The following is a 22,793-nucleotide window of genomic DNA, read 5'->3' as shown; positions in this document are numbered from 1 at the left end:
TCTTTGAGGATATAGACTTTATTGTATGTTATGTCAGTAGATTGTGTGAATTACACGTTGCTTTCTTATTATTAGGTTAGATGATGAATGAGTAAAAGAGATAATTCCTGTAAGAACACTAGCCATAGTGCGCAAATTTAATGGTATATGACATCTTATTATTCGCCTATTGATGGATGGAATTAAAAACAAAACCCAAGAAAATAGAATAAGGCATAGAAACAAATAAAGCCGATCACAAAACCAATGAGATGGTGTATGAATGAAGGTATCTCCGGTTTATGTTTGCGCGCTTTGTTTTTAGTTACACGGTAACATGCAAGGGCGATCAAAAAGATGATGGTGACAGCAAGGATATAAAATACGTTTTGTTGTGGCTGTGATTGCGTAGATTCTGCTAGTGCAAGGGGAGAAAAAAGAGCAACACTCGTAAGAAGATAAGATAGTTTCATTGTGGTTTACTCATAAGAAATAAAACTTACGTTAAAACTAACTGCTATTAGCGGCAATCATTGTTATTACAAGCTGTTATTGCATAAGTGTATGTTAAGCGGATAAAAAAATATCGGCGTCCTGCCGATATATAAGTAATAAGAGATTGGCGTCCTTGCCAATTTAAGAGAGCTTTATAATTTTGCGTTAAATGCTTTTTTAAGTTCGTTACGCTCTTCAGTCACTAGCGCTAATTCATTTTTTACGCGTTTAAGTTCTTCGTGAATATTTTCATGAACGGGTGCATCAATAACGATATCTTTACCGCTTTGTGAGCGAACGATAACGTGTGAGCGTCCTGCAAACAGTGCTAAGAATCCCCATACCACACAGACGGCAAGTGTCATATATAGTGGTGCTTCCCAGCTATGTGTCGATTCATGTAGCGAGCCAAAAATAATAGGGCCAGTTGCTGCAAGTAAGTAACCCATACATTGTGCCATACCTGATAGTGCGGCTGCTTGGTGGGCGTCATGAGTACGAATACCAACAAATGACAGGCCAAGAATAAAACCACCACCACAGCTAAAGCCAAAGCAAATTACCCAGATTAATGCGTGTTCCGGCATCATAAGTAGGCCAAGAATACCGATGAAGGCTAAGACAGCCATCGCAAAGCTCATTGCACGTTTGTCTTTCATTTTTGCCATAAGTGGAATAAGCACGAGTGCTGGTATGGCAGTTGAAAGCTGTAATACACCATGTAAGTAACCCGCTTGGTTCTCTGTGTATCCGTTATCAATTAGGATACTTGGTAACCAACTGATAAAGATGTACATGATAAAAGAGTTTAAGCCTAAAAAGATGGTAACTTGCCATGCTGCCGCTGAACGCCATAGGTAGCTATGGCTATCAATATCAGCCGTATCAGCTGAAGGGCGAGTGTGACCTGATAATTGTGGCAACCATACAATAATTGAAATAATAGGGAAGATCAGTACGGTTGCTAAAGCAAATGCCCAATGCGGAATTGCCGTAATGCCCATTGAACCTGCTAGGTTCATCATTGGAATAGCCGTACTTGAACTTAACGTTGAGCCAATACCCATGATTAATACATAGACAGCAGTCAAAGTCGTGACTTTTGTTGGGAAGTCTCTTTTTAGTAAGCTTGGCAGTAATACGTTACCAATCGCAATACCGATACCGATAATGCATGTACCTAAAAATAGCATTAAGGTTGAGCCACCGGAACGGATAAGCACACCACCACCAACAAGAACCAGAGCTATCATAAGAGATGGCTCTAAGCCGATTTTACGTGCAAGGCCAGATGATACCGGTGAAAATAGGGCAAAGGCCAACAAAGGCAAAGTAGTTAACATACCGGCTTGTGTTGCACTTAAACCTAAATCTTGTGAGATGAACTCTAGAATAGGTCCTAATCCTGTAAGTGGCGCACGTAGGTTACTTGCAATAAGTAAAATACCCAGGATAACCAATGCTGGTCGTGCAACTTTAGGGACTGTTTTTTTATTTTTATGTGACATAGCTCTCTCCTTAAATCTTTAATGACATAATACCCCTCCTAATTTTTTCTGTATTAAGTTATATTGACAGTAGATATCTAAATTCGGACAAATTATGAAATACAGTATCCATTTCCCTGAGTTTGACTCCGATCTTTATCCACAAAAGGTCGTTGCATTGCGCCTATCTGGGTTAGAGAAGGATGAAGAAATCCCAGTCCATCAACACCGTAAAGGACAACTTGTTCTTCCTTTAAGTGGTTTTGTTCGTTGTAAAATTGCTGACGCTATCTGGATGGTTCCCGCGAATTGCGCAGTTTGGATCCCAAGCCAAGTACCTCATAGTAATAGTGTTTCTCCTGATGCCGATACTTGTATGCTATTCGTTGATCCAGATGTAGTTGGAATGCCATCTAAAGCGTGCACATTATCTATTTCTCCACTTTTACGTGAGCTTATTGTTCGTTTAACAGAATCCGATCTCTCCTATACATCCGAATGTAAAACCGCAAGGTTAGCGGATGTGTTGATTGATGAATTAACGAGCATGCCATCTGAACATTTTGATTTTCCAATTCCGACTGAGAGTCGATTACACAGTATTGCTTTAGAGCTCATTAATAACCCAAGCGATCGCAGTACTGTTGGTGAATGGGCAAGTAAATATGCGATGAGTGAAAGAACCTTGGCGCGTTTGGTGAAGCAGGAATTAGGATTAACCTTTGGTAATTGGCGTGGACAGCTTCATATTGTGATTGCATTGCAAAAACTGTCATCAGGGGAGCCTGTACAGCGAGTATCAGAAGATTTAGGCTACGAATCGGTAAGTGCCTTTATTACTTTCTTTAAAAAAACCCTCGGACGACCGCCTAAGCAATACATTAAAAAACGGATTAATGATTAAATTTTTAGATATGTGTTTATATCGAGATTTAGACTTGATTTTAGCCAAGGTAAAGAGTCCATTTTTCATTTATATGACAAAACTAGATGGGGGCTATGTCTCGTTGGCTGGCCTTTCACGTAAAATCGACTTCTCTCTCTGAATGGATTTATCAATCAGAGCATTCGCTAATCCCTCACATGTTAGAAGAGCGAAAAGCCTTAACTTTGTGAACGGTGATGGTTTCGGTTGGTATTCCGATCGCGTGTAACAGTACAAATAACACTGCGCCAACGATATATTAAGCAGCAGTTAGGCTGTGTGACATTGGCTTCTGAACCATTAGAGTAAACGAATGATTAGCTTTTAATGCCTAGGCAACAAATTCTGCATATTGATCATATTCACTCACTGACTGTTTATGAGCTAATTGTGGATGAATCTGCTGTTACATATTCGAATTTATCCCTTCTTCATTAGACAACATTTTTCATTAGCTGATCTCTTTGCTTCGATTAATTGATATCGCAGTGCCGACGAGTAAACTCAGTCGAAGAGGTGAGCAGTGAAAGTGATGCTTTTTCTCATTATTGTGCCTATTACCACGAATTATAGAGACGTTAACATGCCAACTAGACGGCTATTGCTGCATGATTATCTACTGTATTTTGTAATACTAGATGGGAAATGGTTAGAGCAATAAAGACTTTCGATGTTTGGTAATTATTTTCCTATCAATACAGTCTGTATAATAAATATTCAATTTTTTATCGTTAATCAAAATTTGTAATATAAATATGTAACGTCATGATCTACCAATTAAAAAGCTATGCAATGATAGATTGTATGGTCTTTTTATTGAAAATAAAGGAGTTTTTGACTGGTCTTTATGCTTTTTAGCTGCTAATCTCTCGTCCCTCACAAACAACGTGAGATATTTATGCCAAGTAATGCATGTCAAATAGCTGATAGTAACAACACATCTTTGAACTCAGATTCTTCTCGTTTTGAAGCAAAACTAGTTCCAATTCTAACTATTGGTTTCATTTCCTTATTCATTTTTGCTGCACTGGCTGATATGTCCAGCTTTACAGCATTAATTCAAACTAGCTTTGAATCTGCAGCCAATGCTTTTGGTTATAGCTGGCAGATCTTAATGCTGGTTAACTTTCTTATTGCTTTAGCCATTGCTTTTAGCCCTTTGGGTAAAAAGGTGATGGGAACCGTGAAAAAACCAACAATCGGTACTTTTCGTTGGTTAGCGATGATCATGTGTACTTTATTAGCGGGTGGTGGCGTATTTTGGTCTGCCGCTGAGCCAATTTACCATTTCATTACACCACCGCCGACATTTGAAGGTGTTGTTGGATCTACACAACAAGCTGTCGACCCTGCACTGGGTCAAGCGTTCTTACACTGGGGCTTTTTAGCGTGGGCTGTATTGGGCACGTTGGCAACTATTGTATTAATGTATGCACACCATGAACATGGCGTAAAATTACGTCCGCGTGCTTTGCTTTTTCCTATCTTTGGAAAGAAGTTGGAAGATCATTGGTTCGGTAGTGTAATTGATGCTTGCTCAATTATTGCCGTTGCCGCAGGTACAATTGGCCCTATTGGTTTCCTAGCATCGCAGTTAGGTTATAGTTTAGAGTTGCTAACAGGGCTTGAAAATAACGTTCAATCTCAGTTAATGATCCTTGCCGTCGTTGTGTCTATTTATTCTCTTTCTGCTGCGTCAGGAATGGATAAAGGTCTACAGTGGCTATCACGCTTAAACGTGATTGGTGCGTTTGGACTATTACTAGCAATGCTATTCTTAGGCCCAACGAAATTTATTTTAACTGAGTTTGGTAGCGCGTTTGGTGATTACATTCATCATTTTGGCGAGCTAAGCTTAGCGAATGATAAGCCTTCTTGGAATGTATGGTGGACATGGTTCTTCTGGGGTTGGTTTATCGGTTTTGCACCGATGATGGCAATCTTTATTGCACGTATTTCAGAAGGGCGTAGCATTCGTGGTTTAGTTCTTGCGGTTGCGATTGGTGCGCCTATCGTGACGAATTTCTGGTTCGCTGTATTAGGTGGTACTGGTATTTTCCTTGAGCTACAAACACCGGGTGTAATTTCTGGCCCACTGAATGACGGTGGTTTACCGGCGGTATTATTAGCATCACTGTCTAACTTGCCATTAAGCGGTATTTTATTACCTGCGTTTCTTGTGTTGACGACAACCTTTGTTGTTACCACGGGTGATTCAATGGCATATTCGATTGCGATGGTGGTTTCTGGTGATAATGAACCTGATAGTAAGCATCGTTTGTTCTGGGCGATCACTATGGGTGTGGTTGCTGCGGTATTATTGCTTGCAGGTGACGGTGGCTTAAATGCACTGCAATCGTTCATTGTGATCACTGCTGTCCCTGTTTCTATCTTGATTGCGTTCACATTGATCAGTGGCCCAATCGCTGCATACAGAATGACATGTGCAACAAAACAAGTGGCTGCATAATACGGTATATCACCTATTGATGTTGACATTCCGTAAATGAAAAACGCCCGATATTGCTGTTAGAAATAACATGCGCTATCGGGCGTTTTTTATTACGGACTATAAGGTTTGTTAGAAATGACAAGCAAAGCCAAGGTTATACCGTATCAATCTGTCCATCTTTCGCTTTCGCTTTACAACGTTTGACTAACTGTAATGTCATGCCTCTAAAAATGAATAGGTGTGCAGGCATCATAGCGAACCAGTATAAAAGACCTTTAAAACCTTTCGGGTGCCACCATGCTCGAATATCCACTGAGCGGTGATCACCATGATCATTAATGGTAAATTCTAATCGTCCTAAACCTGGCGCTTTCATCCCAAACAGGAGTGATAAGAAATGGTTTTCTTCAAGACTGATCACCTTCCAAGAGTCAATGCGATCGCCCAATTGTAAATGTTGAGGATCACGGCGATAACGTTCTAGAGCATTACCACCAATCATCGAATCCATCCATTCACGAATACGCCATAGACTGTTGGCAAAAAAGTAACCTTCTTTTCCACCAACGAGCTGAACTTGTTGCCATAAATCTTCAGCACTCGCATCGGTTTTTAACGTGTAGCCCGCTTGTTTAGGGTAATAGCCATAATTAGATTTCCAGCGCGATAATGCATCAGGGTCAAATCCCCAAATCTCACTATCAATAATCTCATCATTCATCTCTAATGCTTCTGATACCGCATCATCGTAACTGATTAAGACTTGTGGGATGTATTGCTGTAACTTGCTTCCATCAGCTGGTAAATCATATTGCAAGCCGTTGATCAATGCTCTTGCAATATTGGTCGGTACTGAGGTAATAAAACGTAGCCAATAAGTTGCCATGGCTGGACTTAAGAATTTAAGCGGTATCACGCGAATTTTCTTATTAAGCAGTGTACCTAAACGTACCATTTGATCGCGGTAGGTAAGTTGTTCTGGTCCTGCAACATCAAAAATGAGGTTTTCATTATTAGGCTTTTTAATCAGCTCAGTTAAATAAAATAACAAGTTTCTAAGCGCAATTGGAGAATTGCGAGAACTGACCCACTGTGGTGTTAGCATCACAGGTAGATGACTTACAAAATCGCGCATCACTTCAAAAGCGGCAGAGCCAGGACCGATAATGATACCTGCACGTAATTCGACGATAGTTTTGCCACTATTGCGAAGAATATTACCTGTTTCTTTACGAGCTAGCAGGTGAGTTGAAGCTGCATCTTCAGATTGTAGCGCGCCTAAGTAGATAACCTGCTTAACCTGACTATGTTCTAAATATTGGCTAAAGTGGCGTGCGCAGTCTAATTCAAAATCAATAAAATCATGACCATGGTTCATACCATGTACAAGGAAGAAAACGATATCAACACCGTGAAAGAGATCCGTAAGGTCACTATCATCATTGAGATCAAGGTAAATTAATTCAAGATTATCAAGATCATTCCAGCCACGCTTTCTTAGCAATTGTAAGTTGCGTCCTGTGGCTTTAACGTGATGACCTTGATTTAGCAATTCTGGCACTAAATGGCTACCCACATAGCCTGACGCACCGACCACTAGAATTGTTTGTTTCATTACCTCATTGCTCCATTTCCTTATGGTGTGACTTAAGAAGAGTTATCGTAGATATAAAGATTTATATTTTTGTTAATTGTAACCAAGTTCAGAATAATAGGTATGGCATCAAGTTATTTTCGCGATTAGCATAACATTTCACGTCAAATTGATTATCTATCAGTATGCTTTATTTTAGATAATTACTCTGCTTTATCACGACAGTTTATCAGTAAATTTTACCAATGGTTACTCGATAATAACTATTATATTATCGATTGTTGTTATTAGGGATTATTGCAATGCCGACACTCATTCTTCAACAATTTGATCGAGGCTTCCTTCGTTCGTTATTTTGGATTGCTTTACCTATTGCGTTGCAGTCAATGTTGTTTTCAAGTCGAAGTCTTGTCGATATTTTGATGTTAGGCCAGTTAGGGAATGCCCAAGTAGCCGCTGCTGGTATTGCAGGTAAAGCCTTTTTTGTTGCCATTATTATGTTATTTGGCGTCTCGACAGGCGGTGCGATGTTGACTGCTCAATATTGGGGGGCGAATAATAAGCAAGGAGTACGAGAAGCAACAGCCTTAACCGTGATGATCAGCGGTTGTTTTGCTTCAGTCGCAGCGGCACTGTTTTTATTTGCGCCAGAATGGATCATGGGCCTTGCGACACAATCGCCAAAAGTTATCGCGTTAGGTTCTGATTATTTACGTATTACGGCATTTAACTTACTCGGCGCGGCATTTGGTATTGGTATCGCTGTGGGTTTACGTTCGATGCACCAGCCCGGTGTTAGTACCTTTTTTAGTGCGATTGGTATTGGTGCCAATATGTTCCTTAATTGGGTATTTATTTTTGGTAAATTTGGTTTGCCAGCGATGGGGATCAAAGGTGCTGCATGGGCAACGTTGCTTAGTGGTGGTATTGAACTGATATTACTGGCCTCTTATTTATATGGGCGAAAACATTTATTAGCGTTTAATTTACAAACGGTTGTAGCTGTTTGTAATAAAAAAGATATTCAGCGTTTTCTTAAACTATCATTACCGATTACATTTAATCACCTTGCATGGGCGGGGGGAATTTTTGTTTACCATGCGATTATAGGGCAATTAGGTGTAAATGGGCTTGCTGCAATGTCGGTGATCACACCGATTGAGTCACTGTCACTTGCAATGCTGATCGGTATTTCAAATGCGTCAGCTGTATTTATCGGCAATTTACTCGGTGCCAATAAAAATGATGAAGCCTATTTAAAGGCGTGGGCATTCTCGTTACTTAACTTAGGTTTTGCTTTATTAACGGTATGTGTGATGTTTTTAATTAAACAGCCGTTATTAAGCTTATTTTCAGGATTAACAGAAGATGTACGCGCGTTAACTGATCATTTCTTTGATATTTTTGCAGTTATTCTGGTGTTAAAAAGTATTCCAATGGTAATGATTGTTGGTGTATTACGAGCTGGTGGTGATATTAAGTTTTGCTTCTATCAAGATATTATTGCGCAATGGATGATCGGTATTCCCGTCACCGCATTCTGTGCATTTGTTTTACATTGGCCGATAGAGTGGGTTTATGCTTTATTAGGTTTAGAAGAGCTAATTAAATGGTTTGCATCATCATTTCGTGTACATTCTCGTCGTTGGATGAATAATTTAGTGGCTTAAATATACGGCCTAAAAGAAGAGGTTGACTCCCGCTTATTTAGGCCATTTTTAGTCTGATAACATGACTTTATTTATTCTGCTAAGTACCAATATCCAAGGTTTATAAGCTGAGTAAGTAGCGTTAATACGGCAGGGTGATGAATGGCATTGCCTAGAGATTCAGCAGTCACGACTTGCTCATTACAAAACTGTTTTGCGGTCTCTGCACATTCATCGGGTAATGCGTATTGTTCACCATTGATGAAGATGATCTCAGGTTGAGCATCATGATAAAACGCACGTAAGCCGCTAATGCGATTAAAGCTATCGCCATTCATTAAGCATTGATAGGTTTCTTCATTACTCCACTCAGGATCAGACGGAACAATATCTAACTCGTGACGATTTTGGCTTAAATGTTCGCCCATCCATTGTTTTAACAAATGCGGGTGATCAAGCAAACTGCGCATCATGGTTTCAAGATCATGGTAATCTTGCTCTGAAATTGCACCATTACAACGACGGGTAGAGAGGGCTGGATTGTGGTAGTGGACATCACCAATATCATTTGAAATCACGAAATCAGCAAAGGTGCTTAATAACTCTTGTTTTTTAGGCGAACGGAAACCGACAGAAAAGCTCATGGATGTTTCCACAGAATAGCCATCATGTGGGAAACCAGGTGGAATATATAAAATATCTCCCGTTTCTAACACTTCATCAATGATTGGTTCAAAACCTTTAATCTGGCGTAATGCCGAATGACGAAACTCTTCCTCATAATCATCGCGTTTCTCACCCACACGCCAATGACGTTTTCCTGAACCTTGAACAATAAATACATCATACTGGTCAATATGAGGACCAACACCGCCACCAGGGGTTGAATAGCTGATCATTAAATCGTCAAATAACCAGCCTGGAAGTTGACGAAAAGGAGTGACTAATTGTGCTGCACCTTCATGCCAATGATTAGCGGCTTGTACGATGAACGACCAATTCTCTTCTGGCGTATTATCGAAGGTTAATGGTCCATGCAGGACTTCCCATTGGTCATCTTTCTTTGCAATGTAGCGAGAATCAACTTCTTCTTCCATCGCAAGCCCCGCTAATTCGTCAGGGCTGATAGGATCGACAAAGTGCTTAAAGCCACCTTTAATAATGGTTGGCTTTTTTTGCCAATATTGGGTGAGAAATTCTTCTAGGGAGAACGTTAATTGATACATTCGCAAGCTACTGATTATGAAATAGGCGATGAGTATAACGTAATTAAAAAACATCGACGGATTTTTATGTTGCTAAGTGTCATAGATATGTAAATACAATCTGGAATTAACGTCTTTATATTCATGATAACAGATGAAATAACAGAAAATATATTGACGTTAGGCATGGTTACAAATTCACAGTATAAGTTATAATTTTTTTATAAAAGTTAAGATTGTTAATAATAAGTTGCTTAAGTTAAGTGATACTATTTATCGCGACTTTGACAATTGAAATAACTTTAATGACAGTGCTATTTGCTGTAAATTTGCCGCGTAAATGCGTGACGTATTTATTTAGTTATTTTAATCAATTGCTCAAATTTTAAGTAGTTGATGTGATTTCAAGTGTTGGTGATATAAATGTTACGACTCGCAGGACTCTGCAAAGGATACCGTGACGGCTCCGAATTTCATTTTGTGCTTCAAGGAACGAATTTAGATCTTGAACCCGGTGATCAAGTTGCGTTAATGGGTGAAAGTGGTTCAGGTAAAAGTACGTTATTAAACCTAATTGCAGGGCTAGATACTCCTGATGAAGGGGAGATTTGGCTGGGCAACACACCCATACATTCTATTTCAGAGCGAGAACGAACGGCCTTTAGGCGTGATAATATTGGCTTGGTTTTCCAGCAATATAATTTATTACCAACATTAACCGTTGCTGATAATATTAAATTTTGCCGTCAGCTTAAGGGATTAGCGTCAGATGATAAGTTATGGCGTCAATTGATCTCTGCATTAGATCTTATGCCGTTGTTAGAGCGTTATCCTGAAGAAATATCAGGAGGGCAGCAACAGCGTGTAGCGATTGCACGTGCTATTTATATGGAGCCTAAGATCCTGTTAGCCGATGAGCCAACGGGTAGCCTTGACGAACGCAATGCTGAAGCCGTTATTCGGTTACTTCTATCTCTCACAAAAAAACTTCACTGCACCCTACTTGTTGTAACACACAGTAAGAAAGTCGCATCACACATGCAAGGCCATGTTCGTCTGCAGGGAGGGCAACTTCATGTTACGCCCCGTAGTTAATGCGTTATGGGGGCATTATCGACGTCACCCGTTTCAAATTGTTCTTGTATGGTTAGGCCTAACGTTAGGTATTGCCTTACTTGTTGGCGTTATGGCCGTAAATCAGCAAGCCAAAGAAAGTTACCGCGAAGGTGAACAACTTTTTTCTAATCCTTTCCCTTATCGCATTCGCCACGTACAAATGGGGATGAAAGTCCCACAGGGTTTTTATATTCAAATGCGCCGAGCAGGATTGAAAACTTGCTCGCCGATGGAAGAATATCGCATCGTGACTGATCAGCAACGTGACTTTCAATTGCTAGGTATTGATCCCGTTACAATGATGTCTGTGTCAGGTTCGAATGGATTAGATGAAGGTAAGGTAGAACTGCTGAAATTGATGCGTCCACCTTATCCGATCATGATAGGTCAACAGCTCGCAAATTATATTGGCTTGTCTGATGGCAGTATGATCACGTTAGATTCTGGAAAAAAAATCGGTCCAGTCGAGATTATTCAAGACAAAAGAATGAATCAACCTCGTATGATTGCTGATATTGCATTGTTGCGAGAATTGAACCCAAGTTCTGGTTTCACTGCTGTTGTTTGCGGGGAGATGAGCCGAAAACAATTAAGTAAGTTAACTCATATTCTTCCTCCAGGATTAACCTTAGAACGTAAACAAAGTGCGAAATTAGAGCCCTTAACTAATGCATTTCACTTAAATTTGTTTGCAATGGGCATGCTATCGTTTGTGGTTGGGTTATTTATTTTCTATCAAGCGATGTCACTATCTTTTGCTCAGCGCCAGCCTTTAGTCGGTGTGTTACGTCAATTAGGCGTTACCAGTGGACAAATAGCGAAAGCGTTAGTTTTTGAATTAATCGCTTGGATTGTTTTAGGCTTGATTGGCGGTAATTTATTGGGCTTGTTATTAGCTCAGCAATTACTGCCTAGTGTCGCAGCATCTCTCAATGATCTTTATAGTGCTAACGTTAGCTTGCAAATTCAGTGGCATTGGATGTGGGGACTGGCAAGTTTAGCCATTGCTTTCTTTGGTTGTGCGTTTGCCTGTACTTGGCCTTTGATCCGGTTAGTGAGATCGCAACCATCACGACTCGCAGCTCATTTGTCTTTAATTCGCTTTAGCGGTCGAGAATTTGCGTGGCAAGCTTTGTTTTCAGGTATCTTCATGTTGATTGCCTTTGGCATCTATCAACTGCCTCATGGACAACTAGCTGGCTTTGCGCTGATTGCATTTATCTTGATTGCTTCAGGCTTATTCATGCCATATCTGATGTGGAAATTGTTTTTATGGCTCGGCAAGCTTTGTCGCTCGGCACAATTACGATGGTTTTTTAATGATGCCGCGGCAAGTTTGAGCTATCGAGGTGTTGCTGCGATGGCATTTATGCTGGCTTTAGCATCAAATATCGGTATGGAAACCATGGTGGGTAGCTTTAGAAACACCACTGAAAGTTGGCTAGAGCAACGGTTAGCCGCTGATATTTATATACGTCCATCAATGAATATGGCACCACGTATCTCTAAGTGGTTACAAGACCAACCAGAAGTTGCGCAAGTTTGGTGGAGCTGGCAAAAAGAAACGCCGTCTGACGCTGGTACTATTCAAGTCATGAGTATTGGTGATACTTCTGGCGAGAAAAAAGCGTTAGTCGTTAAAAAAACAGCTTATGACTATTGGAAGACACTGCATAAAAGCCGCTCGGTTATGGTGAGTGAGTCTATAGCACTTAAAAATCATTGGGATGTCGGAGATATCATTAATTTGCCCGCACCGATGAATAAAGGTTGGAAAATTGTCGGTATTTATTATGACTATGGTAACCCTTATGGTCAGGTATTAATTTCACAGTCTAAGTGGCAGCGTTTCTGGCCCCATTCTGGGCAAGTTGGATTAGCTATTCACCTTAATAAGAACGCAAACCCAGATAAATTACTTGCCGATCTTGGTGCTCGTTTCCGTTTACAACCTGAACGTATTCGTAATAATGCAGCCTTGATGAAAGAGGCGATGGGGGTTTTTGATCGCACGTTTGTTGTGACCTCAACACTGGGACATTTAACCTTGTTCATTGCGATATGTGGTTTATTTTTTGCCACAATAGCAGGGGAAGTATCACGTCAACGTCAGTTTGCGTTGCTACGTTGCATGGGAATGACAGGACGAGAATTGGCGTTACTTGGTGGTGGGCAGTTGCTGTTTATTGGTGTGATTACCTCGTTGATAGCATTGCCGCTAGGCTTGTTTCTTGCCCAGCTATTAATTGATGTGGTGCTTAAATATTCCTTTGGTTGGACAATGCCAGTGCAATATTTCCCTGTGGATTATTTGACGACATTGGGTACTGCCTTATTAGCCTTGTTGGTGGCTGGAGCGTGGCCTGTTTGGCGTTTGGTTCGTCGCTCTGCAATCTTGTCTTTAAGGGAGTCATTCTAATGAAGATGTCATTAATATGGCTCTGTCGCGTTGTAGTTACCCTAACGTTAGCGTTGCTTTTAAATGCTTGCGATAACCAAAAACCACCGAGCAAATCTGTGGAATCACTAACTCAATCAACCGACTATGTTTTTGAGCCTGTAGTGAAAGGTAACAAGCTGCAATTTCCTAAAGATTATGGTTCACATCCTGAATATCGTGCTGAATGGTGGTATTTCACCACTAACCTTGAATCTGAAAGTGGCAAGCAAATAGCGTTGCAATGGACATTATTCCGAATGGCGACGGGGGATGAAGAAACCAAAGGTTGGAAAACGCCACAAATGTATATGGCACATGCGGTGATCACAACTGATAAGAAAACATGGCGAGCAGAGCGTTTTGCCCGCGGTGGAATAGGGCAAGCAGGGGTGGTATTAAACCCATTTCGAGCATGGTTAGATAATTGGACATGGCGCTCAAAAGATAATTCACCGTTTCCCGGTAGGCTTGAATTTGCTGATGATAATATGAAAGCAATTTTAGATATCACACAAGCGGGAACGATAGTTTTACAGGGTGATAATGGCTATAGCCGGAAACACCCACTGCTAGATATTGCCTCCTATTATTACAGTGCGCCCTTTTTGAATGTAAAAGGGATGCTAGAGCTTGATGGCGAAACCTATCGCGTAAAAGGCCAAGGTTGGTTTGATCGTGAATGGAGTAGCAGTATGCTTAGCTTGCAGCAGCAGGGATGGGATTGGTTCTCTATTCACCTTGATGATGGCAGTGCATTGATGGTCTCTCAACTACGTGAACACGGTGAAAAGCCTTACTTTTTTGGTTCTCGTTCTTGGAAAAATGGTAACGTGGTTAAGCTTGATAACCACCAGATCCGCATGAAACCGATTAAATACTTTTCCGTTAAAGGAAAGCAGTTCCCGTTAATATGGGAAATCGAGATACCATCACAATCCATAAAGATTAAAACAACAGTTGTTCGTCGAGAACAGTGGTTACCTTTTATTTTCCCTTATTGGGAAGGACCTATTCGGGTCAGTGGTAGTCATAAAGGAAAAGGCTTTATGGAGCTTACCGGATACGAATAATATTGATAAAAGCCGACTCGTTCGGCTTTTTTCTTATCTGATATTTGTGAACAAGATCTAAGTTTAAATTCAAGGCACTGTTACTGTGATATTTTACTTGAAAGTGAGAGATTATTTGTGGAAATAAAAGCGCAATGCCAGTGTGGTCAGGTTTCTTATGTATTAAAAAATAAGCCATTAAAAGTCTTTGCTTGTCATTGCAAAGAGTGCCAAAAACTATCAACCAGCCCATTTAGTATTACAGCGGTGATTGCCGCAGAAGATATTACATTTAGTGGTGAATTAAAAATGTGGAGTCGTAAAGCCGATAGTGGCAACACCAATACGGCGGTATTTTGCCCTGAATGTGGTAATCGTATTTATCATTTTAACCCTGATGATCGCTCTACAGTTAAGCTTAAACTTAAGCCTGTTGCTTGCGTTGACGATGTTATGTTCAAGCCACAAATGCATGTTTGGGTAAGTGAAAAAGTGAGCTGGTATCAATTACCTGAAAATGTACCGTGTTATCCAAAGCAGCCACACTAAGCCCATTTAAAAGAGGTTTTAATGAATTTTACTTCTATTGATGATGGTGAAATCTTGCTGTTAGCAACACCTATAATGGATAACTTAATGGATGCGTCAACAAGGCAAGATCATTCAGCACACGTTCGCGATTTTACTCCGCGATTAAAGGCTATTGTGACGAAAGATTACCTTAAACAAGTGTGTGAACAGTACCAATCGGAAAAAGGCTTTTTTACTGAACGCTTTCCTGTTGCTGTGTTTAAAAGACCTGATTCTGTTGTTATTGTGTGGAAGCAATTTTTCAGCAAAGCAGAAGGTGAGTTTATGGCTGAAATGGTATTAGTTTGCCATGAGGACCGTATTCTTTGCGACCATGTTATGGTGCTTTAGTCTCTCAATTTAAATCTTATCTGGCATGAGCAGTGAATGGTGCGTTTAGCGATATAATACGCATTCATTTAGTAATGTGTTGTATTCATGCCAAAATTTAACTTACATCGTCCGGATTATGTGACCTCCATGTTAGGTCAGCTTTCTTCTTCGCAATTACATCAACGCCTTGATCCCATAGTAAAACAATTAACAAAAAAGTTACCGCGTAACCCATATATCAGTGATCGTATCATCGCCAAACGCTGGGAAGTGTTGAATAACATTAACTCTCAAACTATTTTGTATGATACCGAAACTCAGCAACAACAGCATTGCTACGAAAAGAACATAGAAAACTTTATTGGCTCAGTAAAGTTGCCGTTAGGTATTGCAGGGCCTTTAAAAGTGAATGGTCTATTTGCTAGTGGTGAGTACTTTGTGCCATTAGCAACAACAGAAGCGGCATTAGTTGCATCTTATCATCGTGGGGCTCTTCTGATCAGTGAAGCAGGAGGAGCAAGTGCTATATTGTTAAATGAAGGCGTAACACGAGCACCAGGTTTTGCGTTTGAATCACTTGTACAGGCGAGCAAATTTATTACTTGGGTCACAACACAATACGATACTTTTAAAACGATTGCAGAATCAACCACGCGCTACGGTAAGTTATCAGACATTAATTTGAGCATGGAAGGTAATCATGTTTACTTGGTATTTGAATATCTAACCGGTGACGCATCTGGTCAAAACATGGTGACGATTTCAACTAATGCCGTTTTTGAATATATTCTTGCTAATACACCGATTAAACCTGTTGAAGCCTTTCTAGACTGTAATTTATCTGGTGATAAAAAAGCAACGGCACAAACGTTGCGTTCGGTTCGTGGGAAGAAAGTGACTGCTGAAGTACATTTAAGCCGTGAGCTAGTGAAGAAATATCTTCATACGACCCCTGAAAAAATGGTCGACTTTGGCAAAATGACCACAGTAGGCGGTGCGTTAAGCGGTACTATCGGTGTTAATGCACATTATGCGAATGCGCTTGCTGCATTTTATATTGCATGTGGGCAAGATGCGGCATGTGTTGCGGAATCTTCTGTTGGTATAACGCGAATGGAACTAAATCAACATGATGTTCTTTGCGTATCGGTGACATTACCCAATTTAATGGTAGGGACTGTAGGTGGAGGAACACATCTCCCTAGCCAAAAAGCGTGTTTAGAACTATTAGGTTTATATGGAAGTGGCCACTCTCAAGCATTAGCAGAAGTGTGTGCCGTTTTATGTTTAGCCGGTGAACTTTCAATTATTGGAGCTTTTTGTTCAGGCCATTTTGCCAAAGCGCATCATCGGTTAGCACGATAAGCTTAATTAGATGGTATATTACATGGAGTATAGAATACTGTGTTACAAAAAAAGATAGAACAAATTAACTCGCAGAATAATTTCTTTTTTCTGACGATAGCTTTAATAAGCTTATTAATTAGTGCGTCACTAGAAAAAGTGATCCCGCATGGCATAGTTCAGTATGCGTTAGAGGCCTTTACTGTCATTACGTTTATTGTCTGCTTATTAAGCTTACGTTTTGATAGGTCATGGTTTCGTTTTTTAACATCTTTGGTCGGAATCTGGATTATGGCGATGATTGCTAGAATCCTATTAGGTATTGAAGAAATTGAAATTATTATGCTATCGCTGATGTTTGTATTCTTTTTTGGCACGTTTAAATCTATTATGCGTCAGATCCTGTTCACAGGCTCAATAAATACCAATAAGATCATTGGCTCTATGGCATTATTTTTATTGCTTGGATTAATGTGGGCGATTGCGTATTTGATTCTTGTTCGTGTTTTCCCCGATTCAATTCATGGTATCAATTCAGGGCCATGGCATGAAAATTTCTCTGATGCGGCGTATTTTAGTTTTGTTACCTTAACGACATTAGGTTATGGCGATATTTTACCGGTCTCTTCGATTGCGAAAGTTTTCGCATATTTAGAAGCTATTGTCGGCGTGTTTTATATGGCAATTGTAGTATCGAGTTTAGTTAGTTCTAGTGGCAGTAAGCATTTAGGTCGTGATGAGTAGTTAACTATCGTTTGATAAAAGCGATAGTCGTTGTTTTTGAACGTTATTGAGTATTTATAAACAATGAATCGTTTTTTCAAGAAAGTTTATGATTATATTAACCCAACGGTTAATCCAGAGCTTGAGCCCGCATTCGATGAATGGCAAAAGCATATTCCAACATTATGGCTTTTGGGTAAAACAGGTGCGGGTAAATCGACGGTTATTCAAGCCATCACAGGAAGTAGTGCGGTTGAGATCGGTAACGGTTTTCAACCGTGCACACGTACTGCAGAAGTTTACCAATACCCAACAGATAGCCCATTAGTTCGTTTTCTAGATACCCGAGGTTTGGCAGAAGCTAATTATGATCCTGCTGAGGACATAGCGATGTGTAGCGGTAAAAGCCACGCATTGATCGTTATCATGAAAGCTGAAGAACCAGAACAATCATCCGTTCTTGAGGCGTTAAAAACCATTAAGCGTTCAGGCAAAATTAAACATTTATTGGTTGTTCACACGGCAATAAATAGCCTGAATGATAGCCAAGAACGCGAGCGAGCCATTTTTTATAATCATCAGCGGGTTATGGAAGTATGGGGTATTAAAGAGTCCGTATGGCAAGCGAAAAATACGGATGAACAATTAAATACTTATCAGCCAATTGGGGTTGATTTGATCCCTGATGAGCAACAGTACATCGGCTTAGATACCTTAAACTTAGTGCTTTCTGAAACGCTGCCTATGTTGAGCCTTCTCTCAAATAAACAGGCACACAGTAATAGAGAAGAGCAAAACTTCGAGCGATTACGTAAAGAAGTCTTATGGTATGCAGGTGCTGCAGGCGCGAGTGATGCGATTCCAGCCATTGGCTTATTTACGGTTCCAGCTATTCAAGGAAAAATGTTACACAGCCTTGCCAATCAATATGGTGTGACGTGGAATAAGAAAGACTATGCAGAATTTATTAGTATGCTTGGTTCTGGTTTCTTATTGCATTATATCTCCAAGTTAAGCGTTAATCAGTTAGTAAAATTTATTCCCGCTTATGGGCAAACTGTCGGTAGTGCGACGGCTGCCGCAATGAGCTTTTCATCCTCTTATGCGATTGGCCGTGCCGCCGCTATGTACCTCTACCACCGGAGTAAAGGTGAAACCGTATCGAAAGAGTTATTAAAGACAACGTATCAACAAGCGTTTAAATCAGTTAAAAAAGTGGCTGACCAGCAAGTTAATCAAAATAATCTTGATAGTAAGGATAGCCATGAAGCGCGTAAATAAGAGTTATCAACTTATTAGTCAGTTATCAGATGGTTTTATTCCGCTGGTGGCTGTTGCTATTTTATTGCCAGTTGTCGTGTTATCAGGCTTTGGTATTGTCGCATTAATCAATAATGGTCAATGGATACTGTTTTTCGCTTTAATTGCAATTTCGTGTTTGATTGTTTTTGTCCCTTATTGGTTTATTCGCCGAAAAAGAGTAGTGAGTGATGCTGTCAGTGATGATTTAGTCCCATTGCATGTGGAAGGTAATCCTCAATGGGGAGCGCATGAAAATCAGGTGTGGCAAGAAGTGACATTGATCATTCAGCAACAACTGAGTGATGCACCTGAGTGGGAGTCATTACAAGCGCATGCATATGTCTTAGTTGCAGAAGTCGCGGATCGTTTTAATAAAGGTAAATCAGCCCAACGCCTATCTTTTACTGCTCCTGAGTTTTTACTTATGGTGGAAGAAGTAAGTCGGCGTTATCGTTATTTTTTACAAGAGCATGTGCCATTTGCTGAGAAAATAACATTAAAGAGCCTTCAGCAAGGCTATCAGTTAAAGGATAAAGTGGGCTATGCGAAATCTGCCTATGATGTCTATCGATTATTTCGTATTGCAACACCAACAGGATGGTTAGCAGAAGCGCGCGGATTAGTGTTAGGTAAGCTATTTGATGATGTCAGCTTAGAAGTGCAAACCAAACTAAAAATGACCTTGCTACAAGAAGTTGCCTCAGTCGCCATCGATCTTTATAGCGGTCATTTCAAACTTGATGATGCTTCCGTTCCGCACAGTAAAATGCATGACAAAGATCAACAGGCTGGAGCGGTTCCTATTGAACCACTACGTGTTGCAGTAATAGGGCAAATTAGTGCGGGTAAATCATCTGTGGTTAATGGTTTATTAGGGGAGATGTCCGCAGAAATTAGTGCGTTACCTTCAACAGATAAAGCAACAACCTATCGTTGCGAAGTCGAAGGAACCGATGTGATTAATTTAATTGATCTACCTGGTATTGACGGTACTGAAAGTATTAATCAAATGCTGTTAAAACAAGTTACGCAAAGTGATGTGGTGTTGTGGGTACTTAAAGCGAATCAATCATCGCGCCAAGCTGATATTACGTTAAAACAGATGATTGAAGAGTTTTATACACAACCGAAAAATCAGCATCGTAAAGCACCAAAGATCGTTGTTCTGGTTAATCAGGTGGATAAGCTGAAGCCTGTTGATGAATGGTTACCCCCTTATGATTTGAATGATATCCAAACCAAGAAAGGGGAAATCATTTTAGATGCCGTTAATTACAACCAAAACTTGATGAAAAGCGACACTATCATTCCATTATCTGTTAGTAGTGAAAGATTGACTTATAACTTAGATGTACTTCAAGAGACGATTCAAGAGGTGTATCAAGAGGGTATCAATACCCAGTTAAATCGTCGTCGTATTGATGGCGATCGTATTGATTATACCGAGCAAGCTCAACGATTGTATCGATTAGGCAAACTGGTTTTTGATGCTGCAGTAAAATAAAAATATGTAAATGAACAAAGCCCTCAAGTGTAAACGAGAGGGCTTTTTTCATGCTGTTAGCGAACTAATAGATACCCAAAAGGGAGTTTCCGTAAGAGCTTCACTAAGAGGAATGAAATGATAAAAGCAAAAGGTAATGCTAAAAAGCTGGATAATATCGGATTGATATTAAGCATGAAAACCAAATTAAAAAAGTAAATAACAATAAGTAAATGACAGAGGTATATACCTAAAATATCTTTACTAAATGCTGTTGGCTTTAACTGTTCTCCAAAATTAGACTTATCTTGAAGAAATAAGAAAATCCCTACAGCCCATACTGGTGAACTTAATAAGAAATCATGATAAAAGGCACCATTAGCAAAGAAATAGAGGTAATTTGCCTCTATTAAAAATACAGCAAAACCAATACTAGCAATAATTAAGCTTAGTTTGGTATTCAATGTTATCTGGCGACGATGTATTTCATAACCTAATACAACAAATAACGTACTAAAAAAGGGGCCGTTACGGGTTAAAATTGGTGCTTCTATATTTGTAATTGGAACATAGCTGCCTGCAGCACAACCATAAATGAATAATATTAAACCAACAGGTAATAGTAGGTTATCAAGGCGATATTTATGTAACAAGGTTATGATACCTATCGCGCAAATTAGAGCAGGGATGTACCACAAGTGTACAAGAGAACCTTCAAACAAAGTATTTATTGGGTTTGCAAGTAAACTATTCCAGTGATTACTGCGCTCGGCAAGGTAACCGTCACTGAGTAGTATCGAAAAGTTAAAAGGGATTATTAGAAAAACAACACTCCAACTTAACCACATAATGAGCAGAGGTTTTGCGTACTTTACTAAAACATCTTCTTTTGACGTGCTGGCGACTAATTTTGGGTAATAAAAATAACCTGCAATAATGAAAAATAGCGGCACAGCAAAACGACTCATTTGATTTAAGAACATCCCAATGAGGGGCTCTCCGAAAATCAACGGTGTTTTCATAAAGACTTGACTGTGTAAGCCTATAATTGCGAGTAAAGCAATGAGTCGCCCAGATTCAAAACTAGTAATACGCTTGTGTGTCATTACAGCATTCTCATCAAATAATTTCGCAAAGAAGGTAAACTTAAAAGTCTATTTTGTAAATTAAACTGAAGGGGAAAAGAGTGGTTAGCAGGAGGAATAGATATAAAATGTGACTAACATCTCACACCGATATTTGTTTTGAGAAAAGGCAATACATGAGAGTAATATATTGCCTATTAAATATTCATTAAAACCTATTAGATTAAATGCCTAGTTGATCAAAGAGATCTTGGTCGTTAATATCTTTTAACGTTTGATTTTTAGCATTTTCCTTTTGTTGTTCAAGCTTGGCTGATTCAAAAATGCTGTCGGTGTCTTGAGTGTCTTGTTCAAATTCTTCCAGTTGGATAAATTCGGTTTTATCCATAGCAAATTCAAGATAGAAAATGTTGTTCTTGGCTGTAGTAAAGCTAACACGACGAGCTTGAGGGCGATCTAAGTTGGTATCAACAGATAATAATATTTGTTTGTTGAGTGCTAACATTTTTGGTTGGTTCTGAGTAATTGAGACTTTTAACTCACGTCCGATCTTACCCGTAAAATCCCCAACGACTTGATTCATTAATTCACCAAGAATATTCGCAACCTCATCAGAGGTATGATGTACAGCGAGCTCATCTTCAGAAATCCCCATACGTAGCATATATTCTTTATAAAGCTCCATTGCTGCTTGGTTGGTAAAGTTTGTAACGACTAAACCAGTAAAACCGCCATCAAATAGTACAAAGCAACCAATATCAGGTTTTAAACTTGTTTTATTAATTTTTTGTACCATGGCGGAATAGGAAACGTCAGTTTCTGTTGCTTTAGATAAGACATCGGAAAGTGATTGGCACAGTTTTAATAGAATATCATCTGTAGTGACGGTTTTTAATTTTCTCATTGTACGTCCTGTTGTATCAAGATGTTGAAGGCAGCCACTAAATAGTTGCTTTAATAAAGTGGAGAAGATGCCGATAAAACAATAACGGTTGTTTATCGGCATCAAAAGAGGGAACTTTAGTCGTTGTTATTAAAAGGTTATTTGGGGAGGATTTTAACTCTCTAACCTAGCCATTAAAACGTTTTTGAAGATAGGCGATAATATCGCTAGACTCATACATCCATTCAACGCCGTCTTCTTTTTCAATGCGTAAACAAGGAACTTTGCGCTTACCGCCTTGTTCGATTAATTCTTGCTCCCAAGGTGATACTTTTGCATCACGTGTTTCTAACGGTAAGCTTAGTCGTTTAGCTTCGCGACGTACCTTTACACAAAAAGGGCATGCATCAAATTGATATAACTTGAGTTTAGCTACCGCTTTGTTGACCTCATTTTGCTGTTCGGAAGAACGTTTTATCCCGCGAGGAGAAAAAATAAAATTTAGGACAAGAATAATACGCCCAAGAATCCAGCGAATAACCTTCATACTGACAAACCTTACATAATTAATATAGTGTTAATTTATTTTCATACATCCAAATGGACAGTATTAGAATACCGTGAAATTATGGTCATTTATAGTCATCTTATTATAACGGCAACATCACTTTACGAGTAT

At 39.6% G+C, this 22,793-nt stretch carries 18 protein-coding genes; 12 read left to right on the top strand and 6 right to left on the bottom strand.

Annotated elements, in window-relative coordinates; all coding sequences use genetic code 11:
• Window positions 1-626 precede the first annotated feature (626 nt).
• Entirely contained in the window at window positions 627-1,982 is a 1,356-nt protein-coding gene (locus C9J42_RS08115; RefSeq protein WP_107288013.1) for a CynX/NimT family MFS transporter, read from the bottom strand.
• A gap of 94 nt (window positions 1,983-2,076) precedes the next feature.
• Between C9J42_RS08115 and C9J42_RS08110 the strand changes: the two genes are divergently transcribed.
• Together C9J42_RS08110 and C9J42_RS08105 are read left to right on the top strand one after the other, a co-directional pair.
• Window positions 2,077-2,865, top strand: coding sequence for a helix-turn-helix domain-containing protein (locus C9J42_RS08110; protein WP_107208232.1), 789 nt, complete (start codon window positions 2,077-2,079; stop codon window positions 2,863-2,865).
• Between the two features lie 919 nt (window positions 2,866-3,784).
• Entirely contained in the window at window positions 3,785-5,356 is a 1,572-nt protein-coding gene (locus C9J42_RS08105) for a BCCT family transporter (RefSeq protein WP_107208233.1), read from the top strand.
• Between the two features lie 136 nt (window positions 5,357-5,492).
• Here the strand turns inward: C9J42_RS08105 and C9J42_RS08100 are convergent, their stop codons facing one another.
• Window positions 5,493-6,953 carry an SDR family oxidoreductase gene (locus C9J42_RS08100; protein WP_107208234.1) on the bottom strand — a complete coding sequence of 487 codons (1,461 nt, stop codon included), beginning with the start codon at window positions 6,951-6,953 and terminating at the stop codon, window positions 5,493-5,495.
• Between the two features lie 281 nt (window positions 6,954-7,234).
• On the opposite strand from C9J42_RS08100, the gene C9J42_RS08095 reads away from it, so the two are divergent.
• Complete coding sequence (locus C9J42_RS08095) at window positions 7,235-8,602, top strand: MATE family efflux transporter (RefSeq protein WP_107247670.1); 1,368 nt, start codon at window positions 7,235-7,237, stop codon at window positions 8,600-8,602.
• 71 nt (window positions 8,603-8,673) lie between these two features.
• Here the strand turns inward: C9J42_RS08095 and C9J42_RS08090 are convergent, their stop codons facing one another.
• Entirely contained in the window at window positions 8,674-9,807 is a 1,134-nt protein-coding gene (locus C9J42_RS08090; protein WP_107208236.1) for a cupin domain-containing protein, read from the bottom strand.
• 402 nt (window positions 9,808-10,209) lie between these two features.
• Here C9J42_RS08090 and C9J42_RS08085 point away from each other — a divergent pair, with 402 nt between their 5' ends.
• From C9J42_RS08085 to C9J42_RS08045, 9 genes are all read left to right on the top strand, one after another.
• Window positions 10,210-10,881 carry an ABC transporter ATP-binding protein gene (locus tag C9J42_RS08085; RefSeq protein ID WP_105060132.1) on the top strand — a complete coding sequence of 224 codons (672 nt, stop codon included), beginning with the start codon at window positions 10,210-10,212 and terminating at the stop codon, window positions 10,879-10,881.
• On the top strand, window positions 10,862-13,321 hold the full coding sequence (locus C9J42_RS08080; RefSeq protein ID WP_107260429.1) for an ABC transporter permease: 2,460 nt from the start codon (window positions 10,862-10,864) through the stop codon (window positions 13,319-13,321). Before C9J42_RS08085 ends, C9J42_RS08080 begins: the two co-directional genes overlap by 20 nt.
• A complete protein-coding gene (locus C9J42_RS08075; protein ID WP_107301876.1) occupies window positions 13,321-14,412 on the top strand; it encodes a lipocalin-like domain-containing protein in 1,092 nt (363 codons plus the stop codon). Before C9J42_RS08080 ends, C9J42_RS08075 begins: the two co-directional genes overlap by 1 nt.
• A 117-nt stretch (window positions 14,413-14,529) precedes the next feature.
• The gene (locus C9J42_RS08070) at window positions 14,530-14,940 is read left to right on the top strand and encodes a GFA family protein (RefSeq protein WP_107301875.1); all 411 of its coding nucleotides are present in this window, start codon (window positions 14,530-14,532) and stop codon (window positions 14,938-14,940) included.
• A 21-nt stretch (window positions 14,941-14,961) separates the two neighbouring features.
• Complete coding sequence (locus C9J42_RS08065; protein WP_107301874.1) at window positions 14,962-15,312, top strand: hypothetical protein; 351 nt, start codon at window positions 14,962-14,964, stop codon at window positions 15,310-15,312.
• Between the two features lie 87 nt (window positions 15,313-15,399).
• Window positions 15,400-16,659 (top strand): hydroxymethylglutaryl-CoA reductase, encoded by a 1,260-nt coding sequence (locus tag C9J42_RS08060; protein ID WP_107208241.1) that lies wholly within the window; start codon window positions 15,400-15,402, stop codon window positions 16,657-16,659.
• 39 nt (window positions 16,660-16,698) lie between these two features.
• Complete coding sequence (locus tag C9J42_RS08055; protein ID WP_107208242.1) at window positions 16,699-17,382, top strand: potassium channel family protein; 684 nt, start codon at window positions 16,699-16,701, stop codon at window positions 17,380-17,382.
• A 63-nt stretch (window positions 17,383-17,445) separates the two neighbouring features.
• Window positions 17,446-18,642 (top strand): YcjF family protein, encoded by a 1,197-nt coding sequence (locus tag C9J42_RS08050; RefSeq protein WP_107294644.1) that lies wholly within the window; start codon window positions 17,446-17,448, stop codon window positions 18,640-18,642.
• The gene (locus C9J42_RS08045) at window positions 18,626-20,167 is read left to right on the top strand and encodes a GTPase family protein (RefSeq protein WP_107301873.1); all 1,542 of its coding nucleotides are present in this window, start codon (window positions 18,626-18,628) and stop codon (window positions 20,165-20,167) included. Before C9J42_RS08050 ends, C9J42_RS08045 begins: the two co-directional genes overlap by 17 nt.
• 56 nt (window positions 20,168-20,223) lie before the next feature.
• On the opposite strand, the gene C9J42_RS08040 is transcribed toward C9J42_RS08045, so the two are convergent.
• The 3 genes from C9J42_RS08040 to C9J42_RS08030 all read right to left on the bottom strand — a co-directional run bounded on the left by C9J42_RS08040 (window position 20,224) and on the right by C9J42_RS08030 (window position 22,661).
• Window positions 20,224-21,252, bottom strand: coding sequence for an acyltransferase (locus C9J42_RS08040; protein WP_107208245.1), 1,029 nt, complete (start codon window positions 21,250-21,252; stop codon window positions 20,224-20,226).
• Between the two features lie 202 nt (window positions 21,253-21,454).
• Window positions 21,455-22,135 (bottom strand): DUF3334 family protein, encoded by a 681-nt coding sequence (locus C9J42_RS08035; RefSeq protein ID WP_107208246.1) that lies wholly within the window; start codon window positions 22,133-22,135, stop codon window positions 21,455-21,457.
• 166 nt (window positions 22,136-22,301) lie between these two features.
• Window positions 22,302-22,661 carry a glutathione S-transferase N-terminal domain-containing protein gene (locus tag C9J42_RS08030; RefSeq protein WP_107208247.1) on the bottom strand — a complete coding sequence of 120 codons (360 nt, stop codon included), beginning with the start codon at window positions 22,659-22,661 and terminating at the stop codon, window positions 22,302-22,304.
• Window positions 22,662-22,793 lie beyond the last annotated feature (132 nt).

The organism is Photobacterium sp. GB-56, from assembly GCF_003026105.1.
In the GTDB taxonomy this organism is placed as follows: Bacteria; Pseudomonadota; Gammaproteobacteria; order Enterobacterales; family Vibrionaceae; genus Photobacterium.
Note: the sequence above shows the minus strand (reverse complement) of the source record. Positions and strands in the feature narration are given on the sequence as shown.